General features: G+C 68.2%; 27 protein-coding genes and 1 tRNA gene. 16 read left to right on the plus strand and 12 right to left on the minus strand.

What is annotated here, in order from left to right:
* Positions 1–5 precede the first annotated feature (5 nt).
* The 5 genes from TSH64_RS13690 to TSH64_RS13710 all read right to left on the minus strand — a co-directional run bounded on the left by TSH64_RS13690 (position 6) and on the right by TSH64_RS13710 (position 4,484).
* Positions 6–2,303, minus strand: coding sequence for a chemotaxis protein CheA (locus TSH64_RS13690; protein ID WP_109445636.1), 2,298 nt, complete (start codon positions 2,301–2,303; stop codon positions 6–8).
* Between the two features lie 34 nt (positions 2,304–2,337).
* Positions 2,338–2,715, minus strand: a complete 378-nt coding sequence (locus TSH64_RS13695; RefSeq protein ID WP_109048963.1) for a response regulator — start codon at positions 2,713–2,715, stop codon at positions 2,338–2,340.
* Complete coding sequence (locus TSH64_RS13700) at positions 2,700–3,014, minus strand: STAS domain-containing protein (protein ID WP_109445638.1); 315 nt, start codon at positions 3,012–3,014, stop codon at positions 2,700–2,702. The genes TSH64_RS13695 and TSH64_RS13700 overlap by 16 nt, the downstream gene beginning before the upstream one ends.
* A 184-nt stretch (positions 3,015–3,198) precedes the next feature.
* Positions 3,199–3,720: an RNA pyrophosphohydrolase gene (locus TSH64_RS13705; protein WP_109445640.1), complete on the minus strand. Its 522-nt coding sequence runs from the start codon at positions 3,718–3,720 to the stop codon at positions 3,199–3,201.
* 20 nt (positions 3,721–3,740) lie between these two features.
* Positions 3,741–4,484 (minus strand): sulfite exporter TauE/SafE family protein, encoded by a 744-nt coding sequence (locus TSH64_RS13710; RefSeq protein WP_109445642.1) that lies wholly within the window; start codon positions 4,482–4,484, stop codon positions 3,741–3,743.
* Between the two features lie 165 nt (positions 4,485–4,649).
* On the opposite strand from TSH64_RS13710, the gene TSH64_RS13715 reads away from it, so the two are divergent.
* From TSH64_RS13715 to TSH64_RS13750, 8 genes are all read left to right on the plus strand, one after another.
* A complete protein-coding gene (locus tag TSH64_RS13715) occupies positions 4,650–5,924 on the plus strand; it encodes a glutamate-5-semialdehyde dehydrogenase (RefSeq protein WP_109445644.1) in 1,275 nt (424 codons plus the stop codon).
* Complete coding sequence (locus TSH64_RS13720) at positions 5,905–6,696, plus strand: nicotinate-nucleotide adenylyltransferase (protein WP_348770323.1); 792 nt, start codon at positions 5,905–5,907, stop codon at positions 6,694–6,696. The genes TSH64_RS13715 and TSH64_RS13720 overlap by 20 nt, the downstream gene beginning before the upstream one ends.
* The gene (gene rsfS, locus TSH64_RS13725; RefSeq protein WP_109445646.1) at positions 6,693–7,139 is read left to right on the plus strand and encodes a ribosome silencing factor; all 447 of its coding nucleotides are present in this window, start codon (positions 6,693–6,695) and stop codon (positions 7,137–7,139) included. The genes TSH64_RS13720 and rsfS overlap by 4 nt, the downstream gene beginning before the upstream one ends.
* A gap of 37 nt (positions 7,140–7,176) precedes the next feature.
* A complete protein-coding gene (rlmH, locus tag TSH64_RS13730) occupies positions 7,177–7,635 on the plus strand; it encodes a 23S rRNA (pseudouridine(1915)-N(3))-methyltransferase RlmH (RefSeq protein WP_014248610.1) in 459 nt (152 codons plus the stop codon).
* A gap of 89 nt (positions 7,636–7,724) precedes the next feature.
* Entirely contained in the window at positions 7,725–9,287 is a 1,563-nt protein-coding gene (gpmI, locus tag TSH64_RS13735) for a 2,3-bisphosphoglycerate-independent phosphoglycerate mutase (protein WP_109445648.1), read from the plus strand.
* A 210-nt stretch (positions 9,288–9,497) separates the two neighbouring features.
* Positions 9,498–10,865 (plus strand): peptidoglycan DD-metalloendopeptidase family protein, encoded by a 1,368-nt coding sequence (locus TSH64_RS13740; RefSeq protein WP_109445650.1) that lies wholly within the window; start codon positions 9,498–9,500, stop codon positions 10,863–10,865.
* Complete coding sequence (locus TSH64_RS13745) at positions 10,866–12,317, plus strand: S41 family peptidase (protein ID WP_109445652.1); 1,452 nt, start codon at positions 10,866–10,868, stop codon at positions 12,315–12,317.
* Positions 12,318–12,332: 15 nt separating this feature from the next.
* The gene (locus tag TSH64_RS13750; RefSeq protein WP_109445654.1) at positions 12,333–13,508 is read left to right on the plus strand and encodes a divergent polysaccharide deacetylase family protein; all 1,176 of its coding nucleotides are present in this window, start codon (positions 12,333–12,335) and stop codon (positions 13,506–13,508) included.
* 39 nt (positions 13,509–13,547) lie between these two features.
* On the opposite strand, the gene TSH64_RS13755 is transcribed toward TSH64_RS13750, so the two are convergent.
* From TSH64_RS13755 to rplU, 5 genes are all read right to left on the minus strand, one after another.
* Positions 13,548–14,192 (minus strand): HAD family phosphatase, encoded by a 645-nt coding sequence (locus TSH64_RS13755; protein ID WP_109452639.1) that lies wholly within the window; start codon positions 14,190–14,192, stop codon positions 13,548–13,550.
* A gap of 5 nt (positions 14,193–14,197) precedes the next feature.
* Entirely contained in the window at positions 14,198–15,337 is a 1,140-nt protein-coding gene (proB, locus tag TSH64_RS13760; protein ID WP_109445656.1) for a glutamate 5-kinase, read from the minus strand.
* The gene (gene obgE, locus TSH64_RS13765; RefSeq protein ID WP_109445658.1) at positions 15,327–16,631 is read right to left on the minus strand and encodes a GTPase ObgE; all 1,305 of its coding nucleotides are present in this window, start codon (positions 16,629–16,631) and stop codon (positions 15,327–15,329) included. Before obgE ends, proB begins: the two co-directional genes overlap by 11 nt.
* A gap of 162 nt (positions 16,632–16,793) precedes the next feature.
* Positions 16,794–17,081, minus strand: a complete 288-nt coding sequence (gene rpmA, locus TSH64_RS13770; RefSeq protein ID WP_109048977.1) for a 50S ribosomal protein L27 — start codon at positions 17,079–17,081, stop codon at positions 16,794–16,796.
* A gap of 56 nt (positions 17,082–17,137) precedes the next feature.
* Positions 17,138–17,455, minus strand: a complete 318-nt coding sequence (rplU, locus tag TSH64_RS13775; RefSeq protein WP_012974890.1) for a 50S ribosomal protein L21 — start codon at positions 17,453–17,455, stop codon at positions 17,138–17,140.
* A 208-nt stretch (positions 17,456–17,663) separates the two neighbouring features.
* On the opposite strand from rplU, the gene TSH64_RS13780 reads away from it, so the two are divergent.
* The 3 genes from TSH64_RS13780 (at position 17,664) to TSH64_RS13790 (ending at position 19,400) form a co-directional block, all read left to right on the plus strand.
* A tRNA-Ser gene (locus TSH64_RS13780) sits at positions 17,664–17,753 on the plus strand.
* Between the two features lie 253 nt (positions 17,754–18,006).
* Positions 18,007–18,669 (plus strand): hypothetical protein, encoded by a 663-nt coding sequence (locus tag TSH64_RS13785; protein ID WP_109445660.1) that lies wholly within the window; start codon positions 18,007–18,009, stop codon positions 18,667–18,669.
* A 131-nt stretch (positions 18,670–18,800) separates the two neighbouring features.
* A complete protein-coding gene (locus TSH64_RS13790) occupies positions 18,801–19,400 on the plus strand; it encodes a PDC sensor domain-containing protein (RefSeq protein WP_109445662.1) in 600 nt (199 codons plus the stop codon).
* Positions 19,401–19,502: 102 nt separating this feature from the next.
* Here the strand turns inward: TSH64_RS13790 and TSH64_RS13795 are convergent, their stop codons facing one another.
* On the minus strand, positions 19,503–19,991 hold the full coding sequence (locus TSH64_RS13795) for an Hsp20 family protein (RefSeq protein WP_109445664.1): 489 nt from the start codon (positions 19,989–19,991) through the stop codon (positions 19,503–19,505).
* 264 nt (positions 19,992–20,255) lie between these two features.
* On the opposite strand from TSH64_RS13795, the gene TSH64_RS13800 reads away from it, so the two are divergent.
* Positions 20,256–20,681: a DUF1465 family protein gene (locus tag TSH64_RS13800; protein WP_109445666.1), complete on the plus strand. Its 426-nt coding sequence runs from the start codon at positions 20,256–20,258 to the stop codon at positions 20,679–20,681.
* Between the two features lie 120 nt (positions 20,682–20,801).
* Here TSH64_RS13800 and rpmE read toward each other — a convergent pair whose 3' ends face one another.
* The gene (rpmE, locus tag TSH64_RS13805; protein ID WP_012974887.1) at positions 20,802–21,026 is read right to left on the minus strand and encodes a 50S ribosomal protein L31; all 225 of its coding nucleotides are present in this window, start codon (positions 21,024–21,026) and stop codon (positions 20,802–20,804) included.
* Positions 21,027–21,259: 233 nt separating this feature from the next.
* Here rpmE and TSH64_RS13810 point away from each other — a divergent pair, with 233 nt between their 5' ends.
* From TSH64_RS13810 to TSH64_RS13825, 4 genes are all read left to right on the plus strand, one after another.
* Positions 21,260–23,053 carry an ABC transporter transmembrane domain-containing protein gene (locus TSH64_RS13810; RefSeq protein WP_199237784.1) on the plus strand — a complete coding sequence of 598 codons (1,794 nt, stop codon included), beginning with the start codon at positions 21,260–21,262 and terminating at the stop codon, positions 23,051–23,053.
* A gap of 79 nt (positions 23,054–23,132) precedes the next feature.
* Entirely contained in the window at positions 23,133–24,266 is a 1,134-nt protein-coding gene (locus tag TSH64_RS13815) for an ABC transporter permease (RefSeq protein ID WP_109445670.1), read from the plus strand.
* Between the two features lie 157 nt (positions 24,267–24,423).
* Positions 24,424–25,404, plus strand: a complete 981-nt coding sequence (gene mepA / locus TSH64_RS13820; protein ID WP_247872926.1) for a penicillin-insensitive murein endopeptidase — start codon at positions 24,424–24,426, stop codon at positions 25,402–25,404.
* Positions 25,405–25,616: 212 nt separating this feature from the next.
* Positions 25,617–26,558, plus strand: a complete 942-nt coding sequence (locus TSH64_RS13825) for a methyltransferase domain-containing protein (protein WP_247872927.1) — start codon at positions 25,617–25,619, stop codon at positions 26,556–26,558.
* Positions 26,559–26,756: the final 198 nt, after the last annotated feature.

The raw sequence follows: 26,756 nt of genomic DNA on the forward strand, positions 1-26,756 counted from the left end.
GAACCTCAAACCGTTTGGCGTTGACGCTGGTCGGACTTGTCCGCCGGGGCGGGCAGGGACGGGGAAGGCGGGGTGCTGTCGGCGGGGGCGTTTCCATTGCCTGCACCATGCCGGCTCATTTCGCGCAAGCCCGCCACGTCCAGGATCAGGGCGACCCGGCCGTCGCCCAGGATGGTGGCGGCGGCGACGCCGTCCAGCCGGCGGAAATTGGCTTCCAGGCTCTTGATGACGACCTGCTGCTGGCCCAGCACCTCGTCCACCACAAGGCCGAGGCGGGAGCCGTCCTCCGTCTCCACCAGAACGACCAGCCCCTTGGTGGCGTCGTCGATGGCCTTGGGGATGCCGAACAGCCGGTGCAGATGGACGAGCCGGACATATTCGCCGCGCGCCATCATGACATCGCATTTGTTGACCAGCCCATGGAGGTCGGCGGGCTTGGGTCGCAGGCTTTCGACGATGTTGGTCAGCGGCAGGACGAAGCGCTCCTCGCCGACCGAGATCACCATGCCGTCCAGCACCGCCAGCGTCAGCGGCAGCGACAGGACGAAGCGCGACCCTTCGCCCGGCGTCGAATAGACGCCGATCCGCCCGCCCAGGCTGGAGATGTTCCGCCGCACCACGTCCATGCCGACGCCGCGGCCGGACAGGTTCGACACCTGATCGGCGGTGGAGAAGCCGGGCAGGAAGATCAGGTGGTCGATCTCCTCGTCCGACAGGCTCGCACCCGGCTGGACCAGGCCCTTTTCGATGGCCTTTGACAGCACCTTGGCGCGGTTGATGCCGCGGCCGTCGTCGGTCACCTCGATCACGATGCGGCCCGACCGGTGGGCGGCCGACAGATGCACGGTGCCGGCGCGCGGCTTGCCGACGCGCTCCCGCTCATCCGGGCCTTCCAGACCATGGTCGATGGAGTTGCGGATCATGTGGGTCAGCGGGTCGACGAGGTTCTCCACCACCGTCTTGTCGACCTCGGTCGTCTCGCCGGTGGTGACCAGCATCACCTCCTTGCCGGTCACGGCGGCGCATTCGCGCACCAGCCGCGGCATGCGGGAGAAGACGCTGGAAACCGGCTGGGCGCGGATCGACATCACGCTTTCCCGGAGTTCGCGCGTGTGCTGGGCAAGGCCCTCCAGCCCCTCCAGCAGTTCCTGGAACTGGCCCGGCGGCAGGTCGCGCAGATGCTCCGCGATCATCGCCTGGGTGATGACCATTTCGCCGACCATGTTGACCAGCCGGTCGATCTTGTCGAGGTCGACGCGGATGGTGTGGGTGGTCGGCCCGGCATGGTCGCTGCCCCCGGTACCGCCGTTCGTCCGCTTGGCGCCGTCGCCGGGCTTCGCCGCACCCGCCGCGCCGGATGTGGTGGCGGCGGGGGTGGCCGGCTGCGGCAGATTGGCGGCAGGGGCGGGCGCGGCGGCCGGGACAGGCTCCGCCGGCGCAATGAGCGCGGGGGGGATGATCGCAGGCGGGGGGGCTTCGGCGCTGATGCGGATGTCGCAGTCGTCGGCGACGAACTCGAACACATCGTCGATCTGGGCGCGGTCCACCTGCGGGTCGGCCAGCAGCGTCACCGTCCAGGACAGGTGCAGCAGTTCGGCGTCGAGGTCGCGCAGGGAGGGCAGCCTGTCCAGATGGCAGACCACCTCCGCCTCGCCCAGGCGGCGCAGGGCGCGCAGCATGTAGGTCGGCTCGTTACCCGACAGCAGCAGTTCGGCCTTCGGGCGGAAGACGATGGTCCAGCGGACCTTGCCTTCGGGAACGGGGCCGGCGGCGGGCGCCGGCTGGTCGTCGCGCGCGGCCTGGATGGCGGCCAGCGCGTCGCCGAAGATGCCGGCCTCGTCATCCTCGTCGTCGGGATGGAAGCCTGCGGCGGCCTGGATGGCGGCAGGCTGCGCGGCCTCGTTCGCCTGCTCCCCGGTCTTGTCCAGGAAACGGCGGAGGGCGGCGACGGTGTCGTCTGTGGTGCCGGCCGGCGCCTCGGTTTCGTCGGCGGCGTGGGCGAGCAGGCGGGCCAGCACGTCGTTGGCGCGGATCAGCGTGTCGACCAGTTCGGTGCTGACCGGGATTTCGGCGTTGCGCACGCCGTCCATCACCGTTTCGAATTCATGGGCGAAGGCGACGAGGTCGTTGAAGCCGAAGGCGCCGCCGCCGCCCTTGATCGAATGGACGGCGCGGAAGATCGCGTTCACCTCGTCCATGTCGATTTCGCCGGGGGCAAGGCGCAGCAGCCCGGCCTCGGCGACCGCCAGGAGTTCGGCGCTCTCGTCGAAGTAGGTCTGTTTGAAGCGGCTGAGATCGTCCACGGCTGCACCCCTTCCTGAATCCGGCGGCTTGCGGTCAGCCGCAGACCTTCTGCACCACCGACACCAGCTTGTCGGGGTTGAAGGGCTTCACGATCCAGCCGGTGGCGCCGGCGGCGCGGCCTTCCGCCTTCTTGCTCTCGTCCGCCTCGGTGGTCAGCATCAGGATCGGCAGGGTGCGGTGGGCCGGGATGGCGCGCAGCCTGCGGATCAGGGTCAGCCCGTCCATGACCGGCATGTTCAGGTCGGTGATGACCAGATCCACCTTGTTGGTGGCGATTGCGCTCATCGCCTGCTGGCCGTCGGCGGCTTCCACCACGTCATAGCCGGCGCCCCGCAGGGTGAAGGACACCATGTCGCGCATGGTGCGCGAATCGTCCACCGTCATCACTTTCTTCTTCACGCTCGGCTCCATTGCTTCAGCCAGGCGGCGAGTCCCAGATCCTCGCACGCTTCGGACAGCACCTCGGACGGGGCGGCGAGGACGAAGGCGGTCCCGCGCTCGGCCGCATCGCGGGCAGCGACGACCAGCGCCTGGATGCAGGCGGCGCTGATGCGCTCCACGGCGTCGGCCTGGACGGTGACGTCGGCCGACGCCTTGAAGGCGGCGCGCAAACTGTCCAGCAGAGGTTGCGCCATGGGCAAATCGAGGTCGCTCGGCAGGCCCAGGCGGAGCCGGCCGTCATCCTCCTCCGTCCACTTGATCAGCGACACGCCACCCCTCCGTCTACGGCAGGCACATTCTTGCGCATTCCGGTTGCAGCAGCGACGTTGCCAGACTGCGTCTCAAGGATTCGTTAAGCGCAAGCTTCGGACGGAGGAGGCGGCGGCGGGAAGTTGGGGATAACCGCAATCAAAAATGGGACATGGCGGAGGGGCTGGCGCCCGGCAGGATGCGTCACCCTCTTGCCGGCACGATCAGCGGACGGAATTCGGCGAGGACGGACTCATAGACCGGGCGCTTGAAGGCGACGATCAGGCCCGGCAGCTTTTCGGCGTCGATCCATTTCCAGTCGTCGAATTCCGGGTGGTCGGTGTCGAGCCGGATGTCGGCCTCGTCGCCGGTGAAGCGGGCCAGCATCCACATCTGCTCCTGCCCGCGCCAGCGGCCCTTCCACACCTTGCCCAGCAGATCGTCGGGCAGGTCGTAGCGGTGGGGGGCGGCGGTCATGGCGATGAACTCCGCCTTCGCCGTGCCGATTTCCTCATCCAGTTCGCGGAAGGCGGCGCTGCGGGCATCCTCGCCATCGTCGATGCCGCCCTGGGGCATCTGCCAGTCGGCTTCCGACCCGCATCGCCTGGCGACGAACACCTCGCCGCGGTCGTTCAGCAGCATGATGCCGACGCAGGGACGGTAGGGCAGGGACTCGCGATCAACAGAGGGGCGATCAACAGGGGGGCGGCCGATGGGGGCGGTCATGCCGGCGGGCTCCGTTCGGGTCAGGTTTTCGTGAGGAAGAAATAGACGGTCATCGCCGCCCCAACCAGGATCACCAGTTTGCGCAGGACCGGCGGCGGGATGTGGCGGGCTACCGAAGCGCCGGCATAGCCGCCGGCCATGGCGGCGACCAGCATGATCAGCGCCTCCGTCCAATAGACCGCCCCGCCGGCGACGAAGGCCGCCACCGCCACCGCGTTCAGGCAGCCGGAGACCAGCGACTTCAGCCCGTTCATCGCATGCAGGTCGGTCAGGCCGAAGACGCCGAGCGTCGCCAGGATCAGGATGCCGATGCCGCCGCCGAAATAGCCGCCATAGACCGCGATCAGGAACTGCACCGCCAGCACCGTGCCGTGGCCGATGGTGAAATTGCGGCGGACCCAGGCCGAGGCGGTCGGGCCGATGGCGAACAGCAGCGTCGCGAACAGCAGCAGCCACGGCACGATAACCTCGAAGGTCCGTTGCGGCGTCCACAACAGCAGAAGCGCGCCCAGCAGTCCGCCGACGAGGCTGATGCCGAGGAAGGAGGGCAGGTGGACCTCGCGGATGCGGCCGAGCTCCCGCCGGTAGCCGAAGGCGCTGGCCAGCGCGCCGGGCGACACCGCGACGGTGCTGGTGGCGTTGGCGTTCAGCGGCGGCACGCCGGCCAGGATCAGCGCCGGGAAGGTCAGGAAGCTGCCGCCCCCGGCCACGGCGTTCAGCACGCCCGCGAAGAAGGCGGAGACGATCAGCAGCAGCGTCAGCATGTCACCTTACCCGAAAACCGTGCCCGGCGCGGGGCTGCGCGTTGCGTTTTGCACACGCCCGCCCATACCGCAACGCCGAAGTCCCACAACCGCGCGGCTTTCGCAACCCCGAACAATTCGTTAAGGTCGTCGTCCCTTCAACGGATAGAGTGTCCGGAGACCTCCATGTCCGCCCTGCTCGACACCACCGACGCCCTGCACGACCAGATGATCGCCCTCGGCCGCGCCGCACGCGCCGCTGCGGCCGCGCTGGCGACCGTGCCAGGACCGTCGAAGGACCGGGCGCTGAGGGCGGCGGCGGCGGCCATCCGCGCCCGCGCCGCCGAGATCAAGGCAGCGAATGCCGAGGACATGGCGAGTGCCCGCGACCTTTCCGGCCCCATGCGCGAACGGCTGATGCTGGACGACACGCGCATCGAGGGCATGGCCAAGGGGCTCGAGGACATCGCCGACTTCCCCGATCCCATCGGCGGCGTGCTGGCGGAATGGACGCGGCCCAACGGCCTGCGCATCCAGCGCGTCCGCGTGCCGCTGGGCGTCGTCGGCATCATCTATGAAAGCCGGCCCAACGTGACGGCGGATGCCGGCGGTATCTGCCTGAAGTCGGGCAACGCCGCCATCCTGCGCGGCGGGTCGGAGAGCATCCGGTCCTCCCGCGCCATCGCCTCCTGTCTGGCCCAGGGGCTGCGCGAGGCCGGGCTGCCGGAGGCGGCGATCCAGCTGGTGCCGACCACCGACCGCGCCGCCGTCGGCCACATGCTGACCATGCGCGATTACATCGACGTCATCATTCCGCGCGGCGGCAAGTCGCTGATCCAGCGCATCGCCGACGAGAGCCGGGTGCCGGTCATCAAGCATCTGGACGGCAACTGCCACGTCTTTGTCGATGCCGCCGCCGACCTGGAGAAGGCGCGCAAGGTGGTGCTGAATGCCAAGATGCGCCGGACCTCCATCTGCGGCGCAGCCGAGACGCTGCTGGTCGACCGCGCCATCGCCGGCACGGCCCTGCCGGTTCTGGTGAAGGATCTGCTGGATGCCGGCTGCGCGGTGCGCGGCGATGCGGCGGCCCAGGCTGTCGATCCGCGGGTGACGGCGGTGGCGCCGGAGGATTGGGACACCGAGTATCTTGACTCCATCATCGCCTGCGGCGTGGTGGATGGGGTGGATGGGGCCATCGACCACATCAACACCCACAGCTCCCACCACACCGAATCGATCCTGACCGAGGATCCGGCGGTGGCGGAGCGGTTCCTGTCCCGCGTCGACAGCGGCATCGTGCTGTGGAACGCCTCCACCCAGTTCGCCGACGGCGGCGAGTTCGGCATGGGTGCCGAGATCGGCATCTCCACCGACAAGTTCCACGCCCGCGGCCCGGTGGGCGCGGAGCAGCTGACCAGCTACAAGTATGTCGTGCGCGGCGATGGCCAGACGCGGCCTTAAGGATCAGGCCCTCTCCCGCCCCGGGAGAGGGAGGGGACCCGCCGGAGGCGGGGAGGGTGAGGGGCGATCCGGACATGGATCCCCCGATCCTTGCATCACCCCTAACCCTTCCCATGCTTCTCATGGGCCCATTCCCTCTCCCGGGGCGGAAGAGGGACACCACGCCCCCCAGCTCTACTCCGGCCCGCTCTATGCGGGGCTGACCGTCGGCATTCTCGGTGGGTCGTTCAACCCGGCCCACGCCGGGCACCGGCACATCAGCCTGTTCGCGCTGAAAGCGCTGGGGCTCGACCGCGTCTGGTGGATGGTCAGTCCGCAGAACCCGCTGAAGTCCACGTCCGGCATGGGCTCGCTGCCCGAGCGGTTGGCGGAGGCGCGGGCCGTCGCCGCTCATCCGCGGATCGAAGTGACGGCCATCGAGACCGCGCTCGGCACCCGCTACACCGCCGATACGCTGGCCAAGCTTCAGCGCCGCTTCCCCAAAACCCGCTTCGTTTGGTTGATGGGGGCGGACAATTTGCGGCAAATTCCACGCTGGAAGCACTGGAATCGAATCTTCGACTCGGTGGCCGTTGCGGTTTTCGCCCGTCCAACCTATTCTCTTGGTGCGTTGAGCGGCAAGGCCGCCCAGCGCTACACCCGTCGGCGGGTGTCGGTGTCTGGGGTAAAAGGGCTGGCGCGCCGCAGGCGGCCGGCCTGGGCGTTCTTACGCAACCCCTTGCACCCGGCCTCGGCGACGGCGATCCGGCAGGCACGGGCCGCCGGGTCGTGAAACCGTTGCAAGAGGTTGGAGCCATCACCACGCACACCGAAACGGCCGCGACCGCTCCGCGGCCAGCCGCCGTTCCCCAGATCCTGGAACCGCAGGATCTGAAGGCGCTCATCCAGGCGTCGCTCGACGCCGACCAGGCAGATGACGTGACCGTCATCGATCTTGCCGGGAAAACCACCTTCGCCGATTACATGGTCGTGGCGTCGGGCCGCAACACGCGGCACATCGGCGCCATGGCGATGAAGCTGGCCGAGAAGCTGAAGCAGGCCGGCGTCCGCGGCGTCGAGATGGAAGGCATGGCCCAGTGCGACTGGGTGCTGGTCGATGCCGGCGACGTGATCGTCCACCTGTTCAAGCCGGAAGTCCGGACCTTCTACAACATCGAAAAGATGTGGGGCCTGGAACTGCCGACGCCGTCGGGCACGGCGCGGCTGAGCGCCTGACGGGCAGAGGACGGAAACGACGGCGGAGGGCCGCATCATGCGTCTGTGGCTCGCCGCCGTCGGGCGGTCGCGGGGTGGACCGACCCGCGACCTGTTCGACGAGTATGTCGGACGGCTCGGCTGGCCCTTCACCCTGAAGGAGGTCGAGGTGAAGAAGCGCCTCTCCTCCGACGAATTGAAACGGCAGGAGGCCGAGCTGCTGCTCGCCGCCGTGCCGGCCGGCGCCATCGTCGTGGCGCTGGACGAACGCGGCAAGGCGCTGCCAAGCGAGAGTTTCGCCGCGAAGATCGGCGACTGGCGCGACCGCGGCGCCGGTGACCTCGCCTTCCTGATCGGCGGTGCCGACGGCCATGGCGACGCGGTGCGCGCGCGGGCCGACTTCCTGCTCGCCTTCGGGCCGATGACCTGGCCCCACATGCTGGTGCGCGGCATGCTTGCGGAGCAACTCTATCGCGCTCAACAAATTCTTGCCGGTCACCCCTATCACAGGTCCTGATTCCGAGCGTCGCATCCGGCGCGCGGAAAAGCGCCGGAGCTGAAAACACGAAACTCCGAGACCACAACCTTTCGAGAAAGGTAAGCGCGATGACCGAGACCAACCGACCCCGCCCCGTCGTCCTCTGCATCCTGGACGGCTGGGGCTATCGCGAGGAGCGGTCCGACAACGCGATTGCGCTGGGCGAGACCCCGAACTGGGATCGCCTGTGGTCGGCCGAACCGACGGCCTTCCTCGACGCCAGCGAGGAGGAGGTCGGCCTGCCCAAGGGCCAGATGGGCAACTCCGAGGTCGGGCACATGAATCTCGGCGCCGGCCGGGTGGTCATGCAGGATCTCGTGATGATCGACCATGCCATCGTCGAGGGCGAGCTTGAGCGCAACGCCGCGCTGAACGATCTGGTCAAGGAGATGCACAAGACCGGTGGGCGCGTCCACCTGATGGGCCTGCTGTCGCCGGGCGGCGTCCACTCGCACCAGGACCACATCGCGGCACTGGCCGGCGTGCTGTCGCGCGAGGGCGTGCCGGTGGCGGTCCATGCCTTCACCGATGGCCGCGACGTTCCGCCGCAGAGCGCCAAGGACCAGGTCGCCGAGTTCATGGCCGACGTCTTCGAGCTGCCGGGTGTCGAGGTGGCGACCGTCATCGGCCGTTATTACGCGATGGACCGCGACAAGCGCTGGGACCGCGTTGCCAAGGCCTATGCCGCGATGACCAGGGCGGAAGGCGAGCGCGCCGCCGACCCGATCCAGGCCATCGAACAGAGCTATGCCGCCGAGAAGCATGACGAGTTCATCCTGCCGACGGTGATCGGCGATTACGCAGGCATGAAGGACGGCGACGCCATCCTGATGGCGAACTTCCGCGCCGACCGCGCCCGCGAGATCCTGGCCGCCTATGTCGAGAAGGATTTCGACGGCTTCCCCGTCGATGGGGCACCGAAGCTGGCCGCCGTTGTCGGCATGGTCGAATATTCGTCGGCGCTGGCCAAGCTGATGACCACCATCTTTCCGCCCAAAACCCTGACCAAGGTGCTGGGCGAGGTGGTTTCCGAGGCCGGATTGAAGCAGCTGCGCATCGCCGAGACGGAGAAGTATCCGCACGTCACCTTCTTCTTCAACGGTGGCGAAGAGCGGGTCTATGAGGGCGAGGACCGCATCCTGGTCCCGTCGCCGAAGGTCGCCACCTACGATCTCCAACCGGAGATGTCGGCCTCGGAAGTGACCGCCAAGCTGGTCGGCGCCATCGACTCGGGCAAGTACGACCTGATCGTCGTCAACTTTGCCAACCCCGACATGGTCGGCCACAGCGGCATGCTGGACGCCGCCATCAAGGCGGTGCAGGCGGTCGACAGCAGCGTCGGTCAGGTGGAGGCTGCGGTGCGCCGTGCCGGCGGCACCATGCTGATCACCGCCGACCACGGCAACTGCGAGCTGATGAAGGATCCGGAGACCGGCGGGCCGCACACCGCCCACACGCTGGACAAGGTTCCGCTGGTGCTGGTCAACGGCCCGGCCGGCGCCCGGATCGACAGCGGCCGTCTGGCCGACATCGCCCCGACGCTGCTGGACCTGCTGGGCCTGCCGAAGCCGGCCGAGATGACCGGCCGCAACCTGCTGGTCCGCACCGCCGCCCGCGCGGCGGCGGAATAACGGATGGCGCCCGTCCCTTTCACCTCTTTGTCCCCCTCTCCCCCCCGGGGAGAGGGTCGGGGTGAGGGGGGCGCGTGGCGCGGAGTCGCGGGAAGTCCGGTGCTTGGTCCTGCATCGCGATTTGCATCCCGCATCGCCTCCCCCTCACCCAGCCCTCTCCCCAGGGGGGAGAGGGTATCCGGTGTAGGAGAGGGTCTGTTCGCCGGCTTCGTGGTCATCGCCGGCCTGATTCTCGCTCAGCCGGCGAATGCTCAATCCGAAGCCCCCAAGGACACCCTCAAGCGGGTCGAACAGCAGCTCCAGACCGGCAAGCAGCGCCAGCAGCAGCTGGAACGCCAGTCCCAGGCGCTCCAGAGCGAACTCGATGCCCTGCGCGGCCGGCTGATCGCGCTGGCCGACCAGGCGCGCGGGCAGGAACAGACGCTCGACCAGCTGGAAGAGTCGCTGTCCGCCCTGGAGGGGGAGGAACGCGAGCGCTCCGCCGGTCTCGACGCCGAACGGCAGCAGATCGCCACCCTGCTGGCCGCCCTCCAGCGGCTGGCGCGCATCCCGCCGGAGGCAGCACTGGCCCGGCCGGAAAGCCCCGTCGATACCCTGCGCTCCGCCCTGCTGCTGCGCGACGCCGTGCCGGCGTTGAAGGCGCGGGCCGATGCGCTGTCCCAGGCGTTGACCGCGCTGGCCGACACCCGCGGCAAGCTGGTCGACCAGCGGGCGAAGGCATTGGCGGCGCGGGTGGCGCTGACCGAAAAGCAGGATGAGATGAACCGCCTGATCGCCCGGCGCGAGGAGCTGTCGCGCCAGACGGAGGAGGAGCGCGTCCAGGTCGGCCAGCGCATGGCGGATCTGTCGGGGCAGGCCACCGATCTCCGCCAGCTGATGGAGCGCATCGAGGCCGAACGCCGCGCCGCCATCGAGGCGGCTGCACGCCGCGAAGCCGAGCGGCGCGAGGCGGAGCGCAAGGAAGCCGCCAAGCGCGAAGCGGAGAAGCGCGAGGCCGAACGCCGGCTCGCCGCCCAGAAGGAGGCGGAGCGCAAGGAGGCCGAACGCAAGCTGGCCGAACTGCGCGCCGCCGAACAGAAAATCGCCGAACAGAAGGCTGCTGAGGAAAAGCGCGCGAAGGACGAGGCCGCCAGGGAGGCGGCACGCGAACGCGAGCTGGCCGCGAAGTCTCCGGACGGACCTCCGGCCGTCTCCGGTATGGTTCTGCCGGCGGCCGGCAAGCTGACGACCCGCTTCGGCGAGGCCGACCGCTATGGCGCGACCAGCCGCGGCGTGACGGTCCAGACCCGCGCCGGGGCCGCCGTGGTGGCGCCGCGCGGCGGCACGATCGTGTTCGCCGGCCCGTTCAAGGGCTATGGCCTCATCTTGATCGTGGAACACGGCAACGGATATCATAGTTTGATTGCGGGTTTGGGCCGGATCGAAACGGCCGTCGGGCGTAAGGTGGCCAGCGGGGAACCGCTGGCGGTCATGCCGCCGGACGGCAATCCGGATCTCTATTTCGAGCTGCGACGAAACGGCCAGCCGATCAATCCGCAACGCGGGTTCGGCGCCCCGGAGGGGAAAGGACAAGGGTAGATGAGGATGTTCAAGCGCGCCGCAACGGCGGCAGCTCTGGTGTTTCTGGGCGCCGGCGTCGCCACCGTCACTGCTCAGTCCAGCAATTCGTCGGACACTTACCGGCAGCTGAACCTGTTCGGCGACGTCTTCGAGCGCGTCCGCGCCGAGTATGTCGAGCCGGTGACCGACGAACAGCTGATCGAATCGGCGATCAACGGGATGCTGACCTCGCTCGACCCGCATTCCAGCTATCTGAACAAGAAAAGCTTCCAGGACATGCAGGTCCAGACCCGCGGCGAGTTCGGCGGGCTGGGCATCGAGGTGACGATGGAGAACGGCCTGGTGAAGGTCGTCTCCCCCATCGACGACACCCCGGCCTTCCGCGCCGGCCTGCAGCCGGGCGACCTGATCGTCCAGCTGAACGGCGAGGCGGTCATGGGCCTCAGCCTGAACGAGGCGGTGGAGAAGATGCGCGGTCCGGTGGGCAGCGAGCTGAAGGTCACCGTCCGCCGCGGCGAGGCGGGAGAGCCCTTCACCGTGTCGCTGACCCGCGCCGTCATCAAGGTGCAGTCGGTCCGCTTCCGCACCGAAGGCGACATCGGCTACATCCGCGTCACCAGCTTCAACGAGCAGACGCAGAGCGGGCTGGAGAAGGCGATCTCCTCCATCCAGCAGCAGCTGGGCGACAAGCTGAAGGGCTTCGTACTCGATCTGCGCAACAACCCGGGCGGCCTGCTCGACCAGGCGGTTTCGGTCTCCGACACCTTCCTGGAGAAGGGCGAGATCGTGTCGACCCGCGGCCGGCGCGCCGAGGAAGGCACCCGCTTCAACGCCAAGCCGGGCGACCTGATCAAGGGCATGCCGCTGGTGGTGCTGATCAACGGCGGCTCGGCCTCGGCCTCGGAAATCGTCGCCGGCGCGCTGCAGGACCACAAGCGCGCGATCATCATGGGCACCCAGAGCTTCGGCAAGGGATCGGTCCAGACCATCATCCCGCTGCCCGGCCATGGCGCCATGCGTCTGACCACGGCGCGCTACTACACGCCGTCGGGACGCTCGATCCAGCAGCTCGGCATCACCCCGGACATCGAGGTGCATGTCGCCAAGGTGGAGGACCTGGACAAGAACGTCATCCGCCGCCGCGAGGCCGACCTGAAGGGCGCGCTGGTCAACCCCGACGCCGCCAGCAAGGCGCCGCGTCCGGCAACCACCAACCCGGCCGCTCCCGGCACGCCGGCGGCCCCGAACCCGGCCGCGCCGGCTCCGGGACCGGGGGCGGGTGCCGCCCCAGTGGCTCCCGGTGCTCCCGGTGCGACCCCCGGTGCTGCCCCTGCTCCGGGTGCCGCTCCCGCCCCGGCCGAGGGTGCGGCGGCGGAGGGGGCGGAGCCGCCCTTCGACTTCCAGCTCGCCCGCGCGCTGGATCTGCTGCGTGGCGTCGCCCTGTTCCAGCAGCGCTCCGCGGCGCGCTGACCGGAGCGAACGACGGTGAAGGCTCCCGCCCTGTTCGGTCGTCTGCGGTTCGATGTCCGGGGCCTGCGCCCCGGGCTCGGCTGGCTGCGCCGTTTCCGTCGCAATGGAAACGACTCGGCGGGAGAACCACGCAAGCCGCTTTCCAAAGCCCTGTTGGGTGCCGTCGCCGTGGTGGCGGTCGCCTATGCCGGCTTGGCCGGTTGGCTGGCTCTGAACGGCGGGGCGACGCGGGAGGCCTGGCAGGCGTCGATTCCGTCGACGACGGTCGCGGTCGCCCCGCTGCCGCCACCGCCACCGCCGGAGCCCAAGGTTGCCGCCCCGGCGGTTCCGCCGCCGCTGCCGACCGATGGCGCCCCGCTGCCGCTGCCGGGTGTTCCGGCGGCGGCGGTGACTCTGGTCCCGGCTCCGGTGCCGGGATTGGTGGAGGACAGCCGCAACGGCCCGCTGCCGCGCATCGCCCAGGACGGGCGCAAGCCCTGGCAGGTCTATGCCCGGCCCTTCCCGGCGACCGACAAGCGGCCGCGCATCGCCATCGTGATGTCGGACCTGGGGCTCAGCGGCGTCACCACCGGCAACGCGCTGGCGAAGCTGCCGCCCGGCATCACGCTGGCCTTCCTGCCTTATGCCGAGCGGCTGGACGATTGGGTCGAGCGGGCCCGCACCAAGGGGCACGAGGTGATGCTGTCGGTGCCGATGGAGCCGCTGAACTACCCGCGCGACGATCCCGGCCCCAATGCGCTGCTGACCATGCTCGGCCCCGACCGCAATGTGGAGCGGCTGGAATGGTCGCTGGGCAAGGCGGTGGGCTATGTCGGCATCACCAGCACCACCGGCAGCAAGTTCACCGCCAACCCGGCGGCGATGCAGCCGGTGGTGGACGCGCTGAAGGCCCGCGGCCTGCTGCTGGTCGATGCCCGCGCCAACCCCAAGAGCGTCGCCGGGCCGCTCGCCAATCTGGCCGGCGTGCCGCGGGCGCTGGGCGACCGGGTCATCGACCGCGACCTGTCGCGCGGCGCCATCGACGACCAGCTGCGCGAGTTGGAGGAGCTTGCCAAGGCCAACGGTGCCGCCGTCGGCTTCGCTTCCCCCTATCCGACGACGATCGAGCGTCTGAATCTTTGGATGACCGCTCTCGCTGATCGTGGCATCGCGCTGGCCCCGGTGTCGGCTGTGGTCAATATCCAGAAATGACGGAGTCGGGGAGGGTCGGTCGCCGACCCCCCGTCTTCCTCACCCGCAAAGCGCATCCCAATCCAGCGACCCCGGATCCTCCACCAGATGGTCCACCGTGTCGAACACCACGGCGGGGTGCTGGGGCCAGGCGATGGTCAGCATTCCGGCGGCCTTGGCGCTGCGGGCGCCGGTGGGGCTGTCCTCGATCACCGCGCAGGCTTCCGGCGGCAATCCCAGCATCTTCGCCGCCAACAGGTAGGGCTCCGGATGGGGCTTGCCGTTGGCAACGTCCTCGCGCGCGATGCTGAAGCGGAAATGCGGGATCGCCATCGCCCGCATGTTGGCGTCGACGATCATGCGCCCGCCGTTCGACACGCAGGCCTGGGCCAGCCCGCGGGCGGCGAAGGCTTCCACCAGGGCGAAGGCACCCTCGCGCGGGCGGACGCGATCGACGTTGGCGACATACTGCGCGTTGATCTCGTCGGCCCAGACTTTCAGGTCGATGGGGAAGGGGCGGCGGGCATGCAGGGCGGCGTAAATCTCGCGGAACGCCACGCCGTGCATCGACCGGCAGTCCTCCTCGCTCAGCTCATGGCCATAGCCGCGGCAGACGTCGACGGTGATCTGCTGGTGCCAGGGCTCGCTGTCCATCAGCGTGCCGTCGATGTCCCACAGGATGGCGCGGATCGGGCTGCGCGACATCGCGGTCACCGCACCACCAGATCGTCACGGTGGATCATCTCGTCACGTCCCTGATAGCCCAGGATCTCCGGGATCTCGGTGCTCTTGTGGCGCAGGATCTTGCGGGCGTCGTCGGCGCTGTAGGCGACGAGGCCGCGGGCGACCTCGCGCCCCTCCTGCGTGCGGACGATCACCACGTCGCCGCGGTCGAAGTCTCCCTGCACGGCGGTGACACCGGCGGGCAGCAGGCTGGCGCCATGGGACAGGGCGCGCGTGGCGCCGTCATCGACCACCAGCACGCCGGTGGCGTTGACATGCCCGGCGATCCAGGCCTTGCGGGCGCTGGTCGGCTCGGCCGACGGCAGGAACCAGGTGCAGAGCGCGCCGCCATCCTCCGGCCGCTGCTCCAGCGCCGCCAGCGGGTTCATGCGCTTGCCCTTGGCGATGACCATCCGGCAACCGGCCGACAGGGCGACGCGCGCTGCGGCGATCTTGGTCACCATGCCGCCGCTGCTGTAGCCGGGGGGCGGCTCGCCGGCCATGCCCTCGATCTCCGGCGTCAGTTCGCGCACGGTTGGGATGTGGCGGGCGTCCGGGTCCTTGCGCGGGTCGGCGGTGTAGAGGCCGTCAATGTCCGACAGCAGCACCAGCGTGTCGGCGCTGACCATCTGCGCGACACGGGCGGCCAGCCGGTCGTTGTCGCCGAATCGGATTTCGGCGGTGGCGACGGTGTCGTTCTCGTTGATGACGGGAACTGCACCCAGCTTCAGCAGCGTGTCGATGGTGTTGCGGGCGTTCAGGTGGCGCCGCCGCTCTTCCGTGTCCTCCAGCGTCACCAGCACTTGGGCGACGGTGACGTCATGGCGGGCCAGCGTTTCCTGGTAGGCGTGGGCAAGGCGGATCTGGCCGGTGGCGGCGGCGGCCTGCTTCTCTTCCAGCTTCAGCGCCCGGCCGACGAGGCCAAGATGCTCCCGCCCGCAGGCGACGGCGCCGGAGGTGACGATAACCACCTCCTGTCCGCGCTTGCGGCAGGCGGCGACGTCGTCGGCCAGCGCGTCGAGCCAATCCCGGCGGATTTGCCGGGTCTCCCCGTCGACCAGAAGGGCCGAGCCGATTTTTACGACCAGCCGGCGGGATTCGAGAAGGGTAGGGGCGTCAAGCGCCATGGCGGGAGGTTCCGTCCGTATCGTCGTCCGAACCGTCCTCTTCGCCCTCCGGCTCCTCTCCGTCAAGAGCTTCGTCCGAGTCGCCTTCCTGCTCCTCGCCGTCCAGCTCCTCGCCCTCTTCGAGATCGCCTTCTTCCAGGTCCTCTTCGAAGTCCTCGTCCTCGAGATTGTCTTCCTCGCCGCCGACCCACTCGCCGGTTTCATCGTCCCACTGCATCTCGCCGTCGTCGGGCAGCTTCTGGCCGACCGGCGGGCGCGGGATGGACCGGGTCGCGGGGGCGTGGATGACCTCCGGCTCTTCTTCCTTCGATTCCTTGATGACCGTCAGCAGGCGGTACAGCACCTGCTTCACGCCCTGGCCGGTGGCACCGGACAGCACCATGACCTCGGCGCCCGATGCCTCCTCCAAGGCCGCCTTCTTCTCCTCGATCTCTTCGTCGAGCAGGGCGTCGGCCTTGTTCAGCCCGATCACCTCCAGCTTGTCGGCGAGGTTGCCGCCATAAGCTTCCAGCTCGTTGCGGATCGTGCGGTAGGAGGCGACGACGTCATCCGCCGTGCCGTCGATCAAATGCAGCAGGATGCGCGAGCGTTCGACGTGACCGAGGAAGCGGTCGCCCAGCCCATGGCCCTCGTGCGCGCCCTCGATCAGGCCGGGAATGTCGGCGATGACGAACTCTTCGTCACCGGCGCGGACGACGCCCAGGTTGGGAGCCAGCGTGGTGAAGGGGTAGTCGGCGATCTTCGGCTTGGCCGCCGTGGTGGCGGCCAGGAAGGTCGACTTGCCGGCATTGGGCAGCCCAAGCAGGCCGGCATCGGCGATCAGCTTCAGCCGCAGCCACACCCACTGCTCCTGCCCCGGCCAGCCGGGGTGGAACTTGCGCGGCGCCCGGTTGGTCGGCGTCTTGAAGTGCGCGTTGCCGTGCCCGCCGTCGCCGCCGCGCAGGAAGACGCGGCGCTGTCCGGCCTCGGTCAGGTCGCACAGCACGGTTTCCTGGGTCTCGTCCAGGATCTGGGTCCCGACCGGCACCTTCAGGACGACATCCTCGCCACGCGCGCCGTTGCGGTTGCTGCCCATGCCGTGATGGCCGCGCTGCGCCTTGAAGTGCTGCTTGTAGCGGTAGTCGATCAGCGTGTTCAGGCCGTCCGCCGCCTCGATGATCACGTCGCCGCCACGACCGCCGTCGCCGCCGTCCGGGCCGCCGAACTCGATGAACTTCTCGCGCCGGAACGCCACGGCACCGGGGCCGCCGTCACCGCTCTTCAAGAACACCTTGGCCTGATCGAGAAACTTCATCGGGGGACCTTGCCCGTAAACGGAAGGGAAACCGGCGGCGGGACGGCACCGGACTGAAAACGAAAATCGGGGAGCCGGTCGCCCGGTCCCCCGATTTTATCCCACAAGCGTGCAGGCCTGCGACACAGGCCGCGCAACGACCTTACTGGTTGTTCGGCCCGATCACTCGGCGGCGACGGCCGGAACTTCCTGGTCGTTGGCCGGAACGACGTTCACGAAGGTGCGGCCGTTCGAGCTGTGCTTGAAGTAGACCTGACCGTCGGCCATCGCGAAGATGGTGTGGTCGCGGCCGAGGCCGACATTCTCGCCCGGGTGGAACTTCGTGCCACGCTGACGGACGATGATGTTGCCGGAGACGACGTTCTCGCCGCCGAAACGCTTCACGCCGAGACGGCGACCGGCGGAGTCACGGCCGTTGCGGGACGAGCCGCCTGCCTTTTTGTGTGCCATGGGGTGTTGCTCCTAATACTGAAGATGCGCCTGGAAGCTTGACCGGAAGACCCGGATCAGGCCGCGCCGTTGATGCCGGTGATGCGCAGGACGGTCAGGTCCTGGCGGTGGCCGTTCTTACGGCGGTAGTTCTGGCGGCGCTTCTTCTTGAAGACGATGATCTTCGGGCCGCGATCCTGGGCGACGACCTCGGCGACAACCGAGGCGCCGGCCACGGTCGGGGTGCCAATGGTGGTGTTGCCTGCGTCGCCGACCATCAGCACGTCATCGAGCGTGATGGAGGCGCCAGCATCGGCCTCGAGCTTCTCAACACGGATCACGTCGCCATTGGCGACCTTGTACTGCTTGCCGCCGGTGCGGATCACTGCAAACATTGTCGTCACTGCCTATGTCAAAACAAACGGCGGGCTTCTCGCCCACCGTTCGATGCGCAAGCCCGTTCATGGGAGCGACGATCTATACTCAAGGTGGCCTGAGAGTCAACAGGGATACGGCCGAAAAGCTTCGCATTTTTCTGCAAAAAAGGCTTGCGCGGCCGGAGGCGTTTATATAGGTTCCGCCCACCCCGCCAAACGGGGCAGCGGATGGGTGGCAGAGCGGTTGAATGCACCGCACTCGAAATGCGGCATACCCTCACGGGTATCGGGAGTTCGAATCTCCCCCCATCCGCCATTCTCTCTCACGGGAGAGTAAATTGCAAAGCGCCAGCCGGACCGGCTAGGCGCTTTTTTCTTGTCCGGCTTCCGGCCGGCTTTGCCTAGGCTGCCTTTCTCCCGGCCGCCCCGGTCTTTTCCGGTTGGGCATCTCCTTTTTCTCCGGACCGTCGCGATGGCCGTTCCCCCGGCTGGTTTGTTGGTCATCTCAACGCCAACGCCCAGATCCCTTCGGTGCGATCCGCCAGGGATGCGACCGGAGGGGTGCCGCCATGAACACGCTCGGCCGTCACGATGGGTGCCTGCGCTTCTCCTATGTCGTCGACGGTGGCCTGCGCGTCGAAGGCACCCACGATCCGGCGGAGCAGGTGCTGGTCCTGAAGGTGACGGCACCGCAGGGGCGGGTGATCCATATGGATGCGATTCCCTGCGACGACCCCCGTGTCATCCTGGCGGCGTTGCGCGAATGGGGCGAGCCGCCGGAGGAGGTGCGCGACGCCCTGCCGGCGCTGGGCGGCAACGCGATCCTGCTGGAGACGCGGCTCGGCGACTCGGTGCGCGCCTCCGTCCGCCGCCATGGCATGAAGGTGGAGGTGATCTTCATCGACGGCGACGGCCGGCGGCTGGCAGAGTTGCGCGCCGGCAGCCTGGAGGCGCTCGACGCCAAGGCCGGCGGGCTGCTGCGCCTGTCGCAACGGACCCGTGCGGTGCTCAACGCATGGCTGTCGGCCGAACCGCTGTGGCTGGCGGCATTCCTGTTGGGCGGGCCTTTCCTCGGCGCGTTGCTGATCGTCTTCGGGGCGCAGGTCTCGCCGGAGCAGGTGCTGGTCACCGCCTATGCCGGGGCCGCCGGGCTGGTCGCCGCCTTTGAGCTGCTGCGCGCCGGTTACGCCGAGTGGGTGCTGGCGCCGCCGGAGAGCTTTCCGCGCCAGTGATCTCCTGCATTTGATCCGTATCACGGATCTTCCGTTTGACGGAAAAACAAGGCCCGACGCTGTGGCGCCGGCATCGGGAGTCCGACCATCGCCCCGCCCATGACTGGGCCAAACGACTGGGAGGACATCACATGACGCAGGCTCGATACTGGATCGCCGGCTGCGCGGTTTCCCTTCTGTGCGCAGGCACGCTCTCGATGGCGTCCGCCGCGGATCCCGCCCTGGAGGGCGCGGTGCGCAAGGCGGTCAGCCAGCAGGCCCAGCCCTGGCTGGCCGATCCGGCGGTGGTCGGGGCGGTGAAATCGCAGAACAGCAAGAATGCCGGCATCGCCCAGGCCAAGATCGACGAGATGGACAACACATGGAAGGCGGCGGCCAAGGCGGGAGGCGCCAATCCGGCCTTCGATGAGGTCTCGTCGAACGCGCTGTCCAAGCAGCTGAAGCAGGTCGTCGCCGGCAGCAACGGCCGGATCGTCGAAATCCTTCTGATGGACGATCATGGGCTGAATGTCGGCCAGACCGCCGGGACCTCCGATTTCTGGCAGGGCGACGAGCCGAAATGGCAGAAGATCTTCACCGGCAATGCCGATTTCTACATGACCGACCCGGAGACGGACGACAAGACCGGCGCCATGCTGACCGAGGCCAGCGTTCCGGTGATGGACCCGGCCGGCAAGCAGAAGATCGGCGTTGCGATGATCGTTCTGGACACCGCGAAGCTGGGCCAATAGGCGCCACCCACAGCGGCGGTTCGACCAAGCAAACGGCGCCCCGGATGGTCCGGGGCGCCGTTCTCATGTCCGCTTCAACAGCGGACGGACCGTGTCAGGGCGTCAGGCCGCCTGCTGGGTCAGGGCGGGAGCCGGAGCGGGCGTCTCGACCTCCACCGCCTGGTTGCCGGCGGCGGTGACGATCGGAATGCTCCGCGGCTTCATCGCTTCGGGTACCTCGCGCGCCAGCTCGATGTGCAGAAGGCCATTCTGAAGAGACGCGCTGGTCACCTTGATGAAATCTGCCAGCTGAAAGCGGCGCTCGAACGCGCGCCCGGCGATACCCCGGTAGAGGAATTGGCCGGTCGGCTCGTCCTTCTTAGCTTTACCAGTGACGGTCAACGAGTTCTGGTGAGCGACGATGTTGAGGTCGTCCAGACCAAAGCCGGCAACGGCCATGGTGATACGGTACGAATCCTCGCTCAGCTTTTCGATGTTGTAGGGCGGATAGGACGCCGCCTCGTCACCGGTGGTCGCGGTCTCCAGCAGACGCGACAGGCGGTCGAAACCGACGGTGGAACGGAACAGCGGCGAAAGGTCGTAGCTACGCATGACATATCCTCCGAAAGAGCGATACGGCCATCGAGGACCACGGTCTGGTCGGTCCTCGAAGGTGGGGTTGGAGGCGGACCCCGTATGGGCATCCGCCTGACGAGCGAGAGATAATCGACGCTTTTCCCTGTTCAAGAGGGCGGTCGCACAAACGCCGGCCAGACCCCGCCTGGGGTTGCCGGGTACCGCCCAGTCACCAATTGTTAATCAGTTGCGGCAAGGCTCACGCTAGGGCCGTAAGTCCGCGGGAGGGGGCCGACGACCATGACTTCGCACACCTTCTTCTTCAACGGTCCCTACGACGAGACCATGGCCCTCTTGATCGAGGCGCGGAATTACATCGCCTATCACGATGCGGCCGAGCACCGGAAGCTGCTGCCGCAGGTCCGCTTGCAGATCTCCTACGAATCCATGCGGGTGACCAGCCGCCTGACCCAGGTGATGGCGTGGCTGCTGGCGCAGAAGGCCGTTCACGCCGGCGAGATGTCGAAGGAGCAGGCGGCGAGCGAGGATTTCGCCCTGTCCGGCGGCGAGATCTGCTCCGATCCCAGCGGCCCCGACAACGAGGAACTGCCGTCCGGCCTGCGCAGCCTGCTGGAACGCAGCCACAGCCTCTACATGCGTGTCCACCGGCTCGACGCCATGGTCCGCGCCGACGTGGAGCGCGAGGCCGCCGCCGCTGTCGGATAAGCTTGCGGTGGGGGGAAGGCAGCGACCGCCCCATGCGCAAACGGAAAAGCACAAACGAAAAGGGCGTCCGAACCGGTCGGACGCCCTTTTCGCATCGGCAGGATAGAAGTGCGGTAACGCTTACTTCTTGAGGCCGAAGTTCGCGAAGCGCTTGTTGAACTTGGCGATCTGCCCGCCGGTGTCCAGCAGCTTCTGCACACCGGTCCAGGCCGGGTGAGACTTCGGGTCGATGTCGAGGCGCAGCGTGTCGCCCGGCTTGCCCATGGTGGAGCGGGTCGTGAACGAGCTGCCGTCGGTCATGACCACGGTGATCTCGTGATAGTCGGGATGGATGTCAGTCTTCATGGCCGGGGTTCCTGCAAAGCGAGCGGCGTCTATACCAAAACGCCTTCGCCGGTGCAACCCCGGAATCGAGCCTTGTTCGGGGAGTCTCGGGCGGGTTCCAAGGCCATTTCCGCGGCGGTTTCGCCCGTCCATCGCCTTGTTGGCGTCGCCGCACCGCGCTATATGCCACCGATCCGCATCAATAACCCCAACAGACAAGCGGGAACCGCGTGGCTCGCCAACCCTCCCCCGACATGATCGCCGCCTCCGCCCGTGGCGAGGCGGATGCCCGCCGCCGCGACCTCGGTCCCCTGCGCCGGCTGGTGCCGTTCCTGCTTCCCTACAAGTGGCGCATCCTGGGCGCCATGGTGGCGCTGACCGTGGCCGCTGGCACCGTGCTGGGGCTGGGGCAGGGGATGCGGGTGCTGATCGACCAGGGTTTCGCCGGCGGCGACACCTCGCTGCTCGACCGCTCGCTTCTGGTGCTGCTGGCGGTGATCGCACTGATGGCGGCCTCGACCTATGGCCGTTTCTATCTGGTCAGCTGGATCGGCGAGCGGGTGGTCGCCGACATCCGGCGCGCCGTCTACGACCATGTGCTGACGCTGTCGCCCGGCTTCTTCGAGACGACCAAGACCGGCGAGATCCTGTCGCGCCTGACCACCGACACCACGCTGTTGCAGGTGGTGGTCGGCTCGTCCGCCTCCATCGCGCTGCGCAACGCGCTGCTGTTCCTGGGCGGTACCGGCATGCTGCTGATCACCTCGCCCAAGCTGACCGGGCTGGTGGCGCTGGTGGTCCCGCTGGTGGTGGCGCCGATCATTTTCTTCGGCCGGCGGGTGCGCAAGCTGTCGCGCGACAGCCAGGACCGCATCGCCGACATCGGTTCCTTCGTCGAGGAGACGCTGGCCGCCATCCGCACGGTCCAGGCCTTCACCCATGAGGCCATCGACCGCACCCTGTTCGGCAAACGGGTGGAGGAGGCGTTCGACGTCGCCATCCGCCGCGTGCGGGTGCGGGCGGTGATGACGGTGATCGTCATCGTCCTGGTGTTCGGTGCGGTCGGCATCATCCTGTGGATCGGCGGCCATGACGTGGTGGCGGGACGCATCACGCCGGGCCAGTTGTCGGCCTTCGTCATCTATTCCGTGGTGGTCGCCGGATCGGTCGGCGCCATCAGCGAGGTGATCGGCGACCTCCAGCGCGCGGCCGGCGCCACCGAGCGTCTCTTCAGCCTGCTGTCCGTCGAGTCGGAAATCCGTGCACCGGCCATCCCGAAGCCGTTGCCCAGCCCGGCGGCAGGGGCGCTGTCCTTCGACGCTGTCCGCTTCCACTACCCGTCGCGCCCCGATTGGGCGGCGCTGGAAGGCTTCTCGCTAAATGTGAAACCGGGCGAGCGGGTGGCTCTGGTCGGCCCGTCGGGGGCGGGCAAGTCGACGGTGTTCCAGCTTCTGCTGCGCTATTACGATCCGCAGGCCGGTTCGGTGCGACTCGACGGCGTCGATGTGCGCGACGCCGATCCGGTGGATGTGCGCCGACGCCTCGGCCTCGTCGCCCAGGACCCGGTGGTGTTCTCTGCCGACGCCTGGGAGAACATCCGCTACGGCCGACCCGACGCGTCGGATGCCGAGGTGCGCGCCGCCGCCGAGGCCGCCCATGCGCTGGACTTCCTCGATGCGCTGCCGGAGGGGTTCGGCACCTTCCTGGGCGAGAAGGGCGTGCGGCTGTCGGGCGGCCAGCGCCAGCGTCTCGCCATCGCCCGCGCCATCCTGCGCGACCCGCCGGTTCTGCTGCTGGACGAGGCGACCAGCGCGCTGGATGCCGAAAGCGAGCGGATGGTGCAGGACGCGCTCGACCGGCTGATGCATGGGCGCACCACGCTGATCGTCGCCCACCGGCTGGCGACGGTGCTGAACGCCGACCGCATCGTGGTGATGGACAAGGGCCGCGTGGTTGAGACCGGCACCCATGGCGAGCTGGTGGCGCAGGGCGGCCTCTATGCAAGGCTGGCGGCATTGCAGTTCGACCGCGCGGACGGGGTGGCGTAGGGGGACGTAAGGGCGCATCGACGCCTCCGGCCGACCGCGCTACCCTTGCCGCCATCCCCAGCCCCCATGAGGCAGTGCGATGGCGCGGATATCGGCGGGCCGCCTGATGGCGGTGATGGTGAAGGAGTTCATCCAGATGCGGCGCGACCGGCTGACTTTCGCCATGATGGTGGGGGTGCCGATCCTGCAGCTGATCCTGTTCGGCTTCGCCATCAACTCCGACCCGAAGGCGCTGCCGACCGCGCTTCTGGTCGCCGACTCCAGCCCATTCGCCCGGACGCTGGTCGCGGCGATGGAGAATTCCCGCTACTTCGCCATCACCCGCAGCGCCGCGTCCGAGGTCGAGATCGACCGGCTGCTGGCGGAAGGGGAGGTGCAGTTCGCCGTCACCATCCCCCCCGGCTTCGCCCGCGACCTCCAGCGCGGCACCCGCCCGGTCCTGCTGGTGGAGGCCGACGCCACCGACCCGGCGGCGACCAGCAACGCCCTGTCGGCGCTGACCGCCATCGCCCGCCAGGCGCTGAACCCCGACCTGACCGGTCCGCTGGCGGGCATGCGAACCGGTCCCGACCCGGTCGAACTGCGCGTCCACCGCCGCTACAACCCGGAAGGCATCACCCAGTACAATGTGGTGCCCGGCCTGATGGGCGTGGTGCTGACCATGACCATGGTGATGATGACGGCGCTCGCCGTCACCCGCGAGCGGGAGCGCGGGACCATGGAGAACCTGCTGGCGATGCCGGTGCGCCCGTTCGAGGTGATGCTGGGCAAGATCGTGCCCTTCGTCGTCGTCGGTTATGTCCAGGTGCTGCTGATCGTCGTGGCGGCGCGGCTGCTGTTCGACGTGCCAATCGTCGGCAGCCTGGGCCTGCTGTCCGCCGTGCTGATCCTGTTCATCGCCGCCAACTTGGCCGTCGGCTTCACCTTTTCCACACTGGCGCGCAACCAGTTGCAGGCGATGCAGATGTCCTTCTTCTTCTTCCTGCCGTCGATGCTGCTCTCCGGCTTCATGTTCCCCTTCCGGGGCATGCCCGGCTGGGCGCAGGCGGTGGGGGAGATCCTGCCGCTGACCCATTTCCTGCGAATCGTCCGCGGCATCCTGCTGAAAGGGAACGGGCTGGCCGAGATCGCGGCGGAGGTGCTGGCGCTGGCGCTGTTCCTGACGGTGGTCACGGTGGTGGCGCTGAAACGCTATCGCCAGACGCTGGATTGAGCCGCAGGAACCGCCATGGGGCGCACCACCGATGGCCCGGCTTTGCGCCTGTCCGTTCGGTTGTGCCGCCCGGGTGCCTCCTCCATCATTCCTTAACCACGACTCCGCTATAGCCGTAACAGTGGCGGTGCTGGCGACGGCGATGCGGGGGGCAGAGATGGGTTTTCGCGCTTTTGGCGGACGTGCCTGCAAACTGGTCGCCCACGTCGGGCTGGCCGTCGGGCTGGCCGTTGCGCTGCTGGCGGCGGGCGAGGCCGACGCCAAGTCCCGGAAGAAAAAGCCGGCGCCGATCCCGGCCTATGCCACCAGCGTCGCCTGGGGGGCGGTGACCGGCCCCTCGCTGGGGGCCGCCAAATCCATCGGCGGTTATGCCGCCGGCTGCATCGCCGGAGCCCGTGCCCTGCCGCCGGAGGGTGTCGGTTATCAAGTGATCCGCCTGTCGCGCCAGCGCAACTACGGCCATCCGGTGCTGGTCGACATGCTGCGCGACTTCGGACAGCGGGTGGCGCTCGCCGGGCTGGGTACCGCGCTGATCGGCGACATGGGACAGGCGCGTGGCGGGCCGATGCCGTCGGGCCATGCCAGCCACCAGATCGGCCTGGATGCCGACGTCTGGCTGCGTCTGGATCTGCCGCCGATGGGCCGCTCCGGCCGCGAGCGGCTGGACGAGATCAAATATGTCGATTACGACCGCATGCGGGTTAGCGGCGACTGGTCGGACCGGCAGGCGAAGATGGTCCAGATCGCCGCCAGCGATGCCCGTGTCACCCGCATCTTCGTCAATCCGGCGATCAAGCTGGCGATGTGCCAGCGCAGCTGGGCCGACCGCAGCTTCCTGAACAAGCTGCGGCCCTGGCACGGCCATGACGGCCACATGCACATCCGGCTGGGCTGCCCCGCCGGCAGTCCGCAGTGCGAGCAGCAGGATGCCCAGCCCGAAGGCGACGGCTGCGGGGACGAGCTGATGTCCTGGCTGGACAGCGCCGCTCCCGCCATCGAGCATCCGCCGGGATACAAGCCCGAGCCTCGGGTGGTCCGCAAGATGCCGGCAGCCTGCGCTCCTGTGCTGAACGCGGCAGGCACCCGCATGGCGTCGCTGGCCGATACCGCCGCGGCGCCGGCCAAGGCCGCGCGCTGACGGGTTGGCGTGTTTCCGCGGAGAAATTTTTCCACTTGCATGCAATTAGCGTCCGTCTAACCTGAGACTGGCCAGATTCTTGCGGATGGTGTGTCCGGTCCATGCCGGACAACCGCAGGGATGCTGTGCCGGGTGCTGCCGGTCGGGGGTGATCGGCGGTACCGGGAGTCGTTCGGCGGATGGGGTGCCACGGCGATGACGGATATGCGGAAATGACGGACAAGGACGGAGCGTCCGGACACGGACCGAGCCTGAAGACGCGCCTGTACGCGTGGTGGGAAGGCTATGACCTGTCCGGCATGAAGGCGAAGAAAGGCGATGAGCCGGCGCCTGCACCGGAGCAACCGCAGCCCGCCGCTCCCGGTCCGGGCATGAATCGCTGGGGGAAGCCGCTGTGGACAGCCACCCGCATCGAGGTGGCCGAGAAGATGTGGGGCGAGGGCTTCAACACCCCCGGCGGCGCCGACCACATCCCTTATCTGGTCAAGCCGCTGGGCCTGAACCCGGCGATGAGCGTGCTGGATCTCGCCGCCGGGCTGGGTGGCACCAGCCGCACCATGGCCGGCAAATACGGCTGCTGGGTCACCGGGCTGGAGGCGTCGGAACTGCTGGCGAAGGAAGGCATGGTCCGCTCCTTCAAGCTGGGGCTGGAGAAGAAGGCGCCGGTCGAGACCTTCAATCCGGAGCATTTCGGCTATCCCAAGCGCGTCGACGCCATCGTCTACAAGGAAGGCCTGTTCTTCGTCCGCGACAAGGAGCAGATGTTCGACGGGATGGAACTGGCGCTGAAGCCGCGCGGCCATCTGCTGATCACCGATTACATCGCCGAAGCGGATGTAATGGGCGCCAAGGCGGTGCAGAGCTGGTGCGACAAGGAGCCTCTGACCCCGAACCTCTGGCCCAAGGACCGCATGGCCAATGCGTTCGCCCAGCGCAACCTCGACCTGCGCATCGCCGAGGACATCACCGACACCCACCGCGGCCTGATCCTGTCCGCCATCCAGGGGCTGGTCGAGCATCTGGAGAAATTCCAGCTCGACACCCCGACCAAGCTAGCGGTGATGGAGGAGGTCGAACTGTGGGCCCGCCGCGTCGCTGCCATCGAGGCCGGCGTGCGGGTCTACCGCTTCTATGCGATCAAGCCGGCGGAGTAGGGGGCGTCAGCTCCCGGCCGTGTCTCCCGAAAAACTTTTGCGCGATTGCATTTTTTTACTTGAGCGCGGCGGCTGCTCTGGGTACATAGAGCGCCCCGCGTGACCCCAAGAAACGCGGATGCGCTTGTGGCGGAATTGGTAGACGCGCTAGGTTCAGGTCCTAGTGGCTGAAAGGCCGTGGGGGTTCGAGTCCCTCCA

The sequence above is a fragment of the Azospirillum sp. TSH64 genome (assembly GCF_003116035.1).
Taxonomy (GTDB): domain Bacteria; phylum Pseudomonadota; class Alphaproteobacteria; order Azospirillales; family Azospirillaceae; genus Azospirillum.

What these genes read in the sequence shown, in the direction of transcription:
- TSH64_RS13810 (WP_199237784.1), top strand. Translation starts at nt 21,260, where the DNA reads ATGATCGCCGCCTCCGCCCGTGGCGAGGCGGATGCCCGCCGCCGCGAC.
- TSH64_RS13790 (WP_109445662.1), top strand. Translation starts at nt 18,801, where the DNA reads ATGACGCAGGCTCGATACTGGATCGCCGGCTGCGCGGTTTCCCTTCTG.
- rpmA (WP_109048977.1), bottom strand. Translation starts at nt 17,081, where the DNA reads ATGGCACACAAAAAGGCAGGCGGCTCGTCCCGCAACGGCCGTGACTCC.
- TSH64_RS13815 (WP_109445670.1), top strand. Translation starts at nt 23,133, where the DNA reads ATGGCGCGGATATCGGCGGGCCGCCTGATGGCGGTGATGGTGAAGGAG.
- TSH64_RS13710 (WP_109445642.1), bottom strand. Translation starts at nt 4,484, where the DNA reads ATGCTGACGCTGCTGCTGATCGTCTCCGCCTTCTTCGCGGGCGTGCTG.
- rlmH (WP_014248610.1), top strand. Translation starts at nt 7,177, where the DNA reads ATGCGTCTGTGGCTCGCCGCCGTCGGGCGGTCGCGGGGTGGACCGACC.
- TSH64_RS13745 (WP_109445652.1), top strand. Translation starts at nt 10,866, where the DNA reads ATGAGGATGTTCAAGCGCGCCGCAACGGCGGCAGCTCTGGTGTTTCTG.
- TSH64_RS13705 (WP_109445640.1), bottom strand. Translation starts at nt 3,720, where the DNA reads ATGACCGCCCCCATCGGCCGCCCCCCTGTTGATCGCCCCTCTGTTGAT.
- rplU (WP_012974890.1), bottom strand. Translation starts at nt 17,455, where the DNA reads ATGTTTGCAGTGATCCGCACCGGCGGCAAGCAGTACAAGGTCGCCAAT.
- TSH64_RS13825 (WP_247872927.1), top strand. Translation starts at nt 25,617, where the DNA reads ATGACGGACAAGGACGGAGCGTCCGGACACGGACCGAGCCTGAAGACG.
- TSH64_RS13795 (WP_109445664.1), bottom strand. Translation starts at nt 19,991, where the DNA reads ATGCGTAGCTACGACCTTTCGCCGCTGTTCCGTTCCACCGTCGGTTTC.
- obgE (WP_109445658.1), bottom strand. Translation starts at nt 16,631, where the DNA reads ATGAAGTTTCTCGATCAGGCCAAGGTGTTCTTGAAGAGCGGTGACGGC.
- proB (WP_109445656.1), bottom strand. Translation starts at nt 15,337, where the DNA reads ATGGCGCTTGACGCCCCTACCCTTCTCGAATCCCGCCGGCTGGTCGTA.
- TSH64_RS13695 (WP_109048963.1), bottom strand. Translation starts at nt 2,715, where the DNA reads ATGGAGCCGAGCGTGAAGAAGAAAGTGATGACGGTGGACGATTCGCGC.
- mepA (WP_247872926.1), top strand. Translation starts at nt 24,424, where the DNA reads ATGGGTTTTCGCGCTTTTGGCGGACGTGCCTGCAAACTGGTCGCCCAC.
- TSH64_RS13720 (WP_348770323.1), top strand. Translation starts at nt 5,905, where the DNA reads ATGGCCAGACGCGGCCTTAAGGATCAGGCCCTCTCCCGCCCCGGGAGA.
- TSH64_RS13785 (WP_109445660.1), top strand. Translation starts at nt 18,007, where the DNA reads ATGAACACGCTCGGCCGTCACGATGGGTGCCTGCGCTTCTCCTATGTC.
- TSH64_RS13800 (WP_109445666.1), top strand. Translation starts at nt 20,256, where the DNA reads ATGACTTCGCACACCTTCTTCTTCAACGGTCCCTACGACGAGACCATG.
- TSH64_RS13755 (WP_109452639.1), bottom strand. Translation starts at nt 14,192, where the DNA reads ATGTCGCGCAGCCCGATCCGCGCCATCCTGTGGGACATCGACGGCACG.
- gpmI (WP_109445648.1), top strand. Translation starts at nt 7,725, where the DNA reads ATGACCGAGACCAACCGACCCCGCCCCGTCGTCCTCTGCATCCTGGAC.
- rpmE (WP_012974887.1), bottom strand. Translation starts at nt 21,026, where the DNA reads ATGAAGACTGACATCCATCCCGACTATCACGAGATCACCGTGGTCATG.
- TSH64_RS13715 (WP_109445644.1), top strand. Translation starts at nt 4,650, where the DNA reads ATGTCCGCCCTGCTCGACACCACCGACGCCCTGCACGACCAGATGATC.